2 protein-coding genes are annotated in these 3,288 nt (G+C 74.9%); one reads left to right on the top strand and one right to left on the bottom strand.

Features of this window, described 5'->3' with window-relative positions:
- Positions 1–2,024, bottom strand: a 2,024-nt coding sequence (locus ACFXOZ_RS42330) for a heavy metal translocating P-type ATPase (protein WP_380595363.1), incomplete at its 3' end; no start/stop codon positions are given.
- A gap of 235 nt (positions 2,025–2,259) precedes the next feature.
- Here ACFXOZ_RS42330 and ACFXOZ_RS42325 point away from each other — a divergent pair.
- Positions 2,260–3,198: a hypothetical protein gene (locus ACFXOZ_RS42325; RefSeq protein WP_380595361.1), complete on the top strand. Its 939-nt coding sequence runs from the start codon at positions 2,260–2,262 to the stop codon at positions 3,196–3,198.
- The last annotated feature ends 90 nt before the right edge of the window (positions 3,199–3,288 follow it).

Below are 3,288 nucleotides of genomic sequence, written 5' to 3'. Positions count from 1 at the left end.
GTGAGGTCGCCGGCCTCGATCGCGGCGTCGGTGCCGGTGCCCATCGCCAGGCCCAGGTCGGCCTGGGCGAGCGCGGCCGCGTCGTTGACGCCGTCCCCGACCATCGCCACGACCCGGCCCTCGGCCTGCAGCCGCTTGACGGTGTCGACCTTGTCCTGCGGCATGACCTCGGCGATCACGTGCTCCGGGGCGATGCCGACCTCGGCGGCGACCGCCCCGGCGACCGCCTTGTTGTCGCCGGTCAGCAGCACCGGGGTGAGCCCCAGGGCCCGCAGCTTCGCGATGGCCTCGGCGCTGGTCGGCTTGACCGCGTCCGCCACCTCCAGGACGGCCCGGGCCTCGCCGTCCCAGCCGACCGCGATCGCGGTGCGACCGGCCGACTCGGCCGCGCGCTTGGCCTCGGCGAGGCTCTCGGGCAGGTACTGCGACCACTCGTTGAGCAGCGCCTCCCGGCCGGCCAGCACCGCACGGCCGTCCACCACACCCTGGACGCCCAGGCCGGGCACGTTCTCGAAGCCCTCGACGGCGGGCAGTTCCCCGGCCCTGGCGGCGGCGGTGGCGATGGCCCGGGCGATCGGGTGCTCGGAGGCGTGCTCCAGGGCGCCGGCCAGGCGCAGCACCTCGGCCTCGGTGACGCCCTCGGCGGTGTGCACGGCGAGCAGGGTCATCTGGCCGGTGGTGACGGTGCCGGTCTTGTCCAGGACGATGGTGTCGACCTTGCGGGTGGACTCCAGGACCTCCGGGCCCTTGATGAGTATGCCCAGCTGGGCGCCGCGGCCGGTGCCGACCAGCAGGGCGGTCGGGGTGGCCAGGCCGAGGGCGCACGGGCAGGCGATGATCAGCACGGCGACGGCTGCGGTGAAGGCGGCGGTCCAGCCCTCGCCGGTGCCCAGCCAGTAGCCGAGGGTGGCCACCGCCAGGGTGATCACGATCGGCACGAAGACCGCGGAGATCCGGTCGGCGAGGCGCTGGGCGGCGGCCTTGCCGTTCTGGGCCTCCTCGACCAGCTTGGCCATCCGGGCGAGCTGGGTGTCGGCGCCGACCCTGGCGGCCTCGACCACCAGCCGGCCGCCCGCGTTGACGGTCGCACCGGTGACGGCGTCCCCGACCCCGACCTCGACCGGGACGGACTCGCCGGTCAGCATCGAGGCGTCCACCGCGGAGGCGCCCTCGACCACGGTGCCGTCGGTCGCGATCTTCTCGCCGGGCCGCACCACGAAGCGGTCCCCCACGGCGAGTTCGGCGATCGGGATCCGCACCTCGGCGCCGCCGCGCAGCACCGTCACGTCCTTGGCGCCCAGTTCCAGCAGCGCCTTGAGAGCGGCACCGGCGGTGCGCTTGGAGCGGGCCTCGAAGTAGCGACCGGCCAGGATGAAGGCGGTGACGCCGGCCGCCGCCTCCAGGTAGATGTTCGAGGCGCCGTCGCTGCGGGCGATGGTGAACTCGAAGCCGTGCCGCATGCCCGGCATCCCCGCGTCACCGAGGAACAGCGCCCACAGCGACCACAGGAACGCGGCGCCGGTACCGAGCGAGACGAGGGTGTCCATGGTCGCGGCGCCGTGCCGGGCGTTGGTCCAGGCCGCGCGGTGGAACGGCCAGGCGGCGTAGGTGACGACCGGGGCGGTGAGGGTGAGCGAGAGCCACTGCCAGTTGTCGAACTGCAGGGCCGGCACCATCGCCATCGCGATCACCGGGACGGCCAGGGCGACGGCGGTGAACAACCGCTGGCGCAGCGGCGCCAGTCCGTCGGCGGGCTCGCCCGGCTCGGCGCCCTCGCCGCCGGCGGCGGCCGGGGGCCTGGGCAGCGCGGCGGTGTAGCCGGTGGCCTCGACGGTGGCGATCAGGTCGGCCACCTCGACCTCGCCCTCGAAGGTGACCTTCGCCTTCTCGGTGGCGTAGTTGACGCTGGCCGCGACGCCGTCCATCCGGTTGAGCTTCTTCTCGATCCGGGCGGCGCACGAGGCGCACGTCATTCCGCCGATCGAGAGTTCCACCTCCGTGGAGGCGGGTGCCTGCGTGGTCATCGTTGCTCCTCGTGACAGTTGTTCCGCCTGGTCCGTCCGGCCGGGCCGTCATACCCTGGAGGGGTATCGGGCGGCGCCGGGTTCATTTATACCCCTGGGGGGTAGGGAGGGCAAGCCCTGGGCCATACCCCCCATGGGTATTTTTCCGCGGCGGGATCGGCTTGACCTGATACCCCCATGGGGTATTCACTCAGGGCACTCCTTCCCCTTCACCCCGACCGAGGAGAACCCCGCCGTGAACACCGCCCTGCGCATCACCGCCTTCGCCACCGGCCTCGCCGCCGCCTTCGGCCTCGCCCTCGGCGTCGGCCACGCCACCGGCACCGGCACCGGCACCGCCGCGACCAGGCCCGCCGCCCACGCCGGACACGACGCAGGGGGCGGGCCGGCCGACCCCGACCGCCTCCCCGGCGGCCTCCAGGTCTCCGAACGCGGCTACACCCTCAGCCTCGACCAGCCCTTCGTCACCGCCGGCTCCCCCACCGACCTGCGCTTCCGCATCCTCGGCACGGACGGCGAGCCCGTCACCGCCTACCAGCAGCAGCACGAGAAGGAACTCCACCTGATCGTCGCCCCGCGCGACCTCTCCACCTTCCAGCACCTGCACCCCGTCCTCGCCGCCGACGGCACCTGGAGCGCCCCCACCGCCGTCCCCGCCGCCGGCGAGTACCGGGTGTTCGCCGACTTCACCCCCGCCGGAGCGAGCGAGGGCCTCACCCTCGGCGCCGACCTCCACGCCGCCGGCGACCTGCGCCCCGCCCCGCTGCCCGACACCGGCCGGACCGCCACCGTCGACGGCTACACCGTCACCCTCGGCGGCGACCTCACCCCCGGCCGCAGCAGCCACCTCACCCTGGACGTCAGCAAGGACGGCGCCCCGGTCACCGACCTCCAGCCCTACCTCGGCGCCTACGGCCACCTGGTCGCCCTGCGCGCCGGCGACCTCGCCTACCTCCACGTCCACCCGGACACCACCACCCCGGGCCCCGGCATCGGCTTCACCACCACCGCCCCGAGCGGCGGCAGCTACCGGCTCTTCCTCGACTTCCGGCACCAGGGCACCGTCCGCACCGCCGCCTTCACCGTGACGGCCGACGGCAGCATGGCGCCCGCCCCCGCGGCGACCACGGCGACCACCGCGACCCAGGAGCCGGCCGCCGGCCACCAGCACTGAACGGCCCCGCGTCCGGACGTGGCGGGGGGGCGCCCCCCACCGGGGGCGCGGGCGCGGGGCGGGGCCCCGGCCCCCCGCGCCGGGCCCGCC

Source organism: Kitasatospora sp. NPDC059160, assembly GCF_042755465.1.
Lineage (GTDB): Bacteria > Actinomycetota > Actinomycetes > Streptomycetales > Streptomycetaceae > Kitasatospora.
The sequence above is the reverse complement of the archived record's forward strand: the minus strand, read 5'-3'. Positions and strand labels throughout refer to the sequence as shown.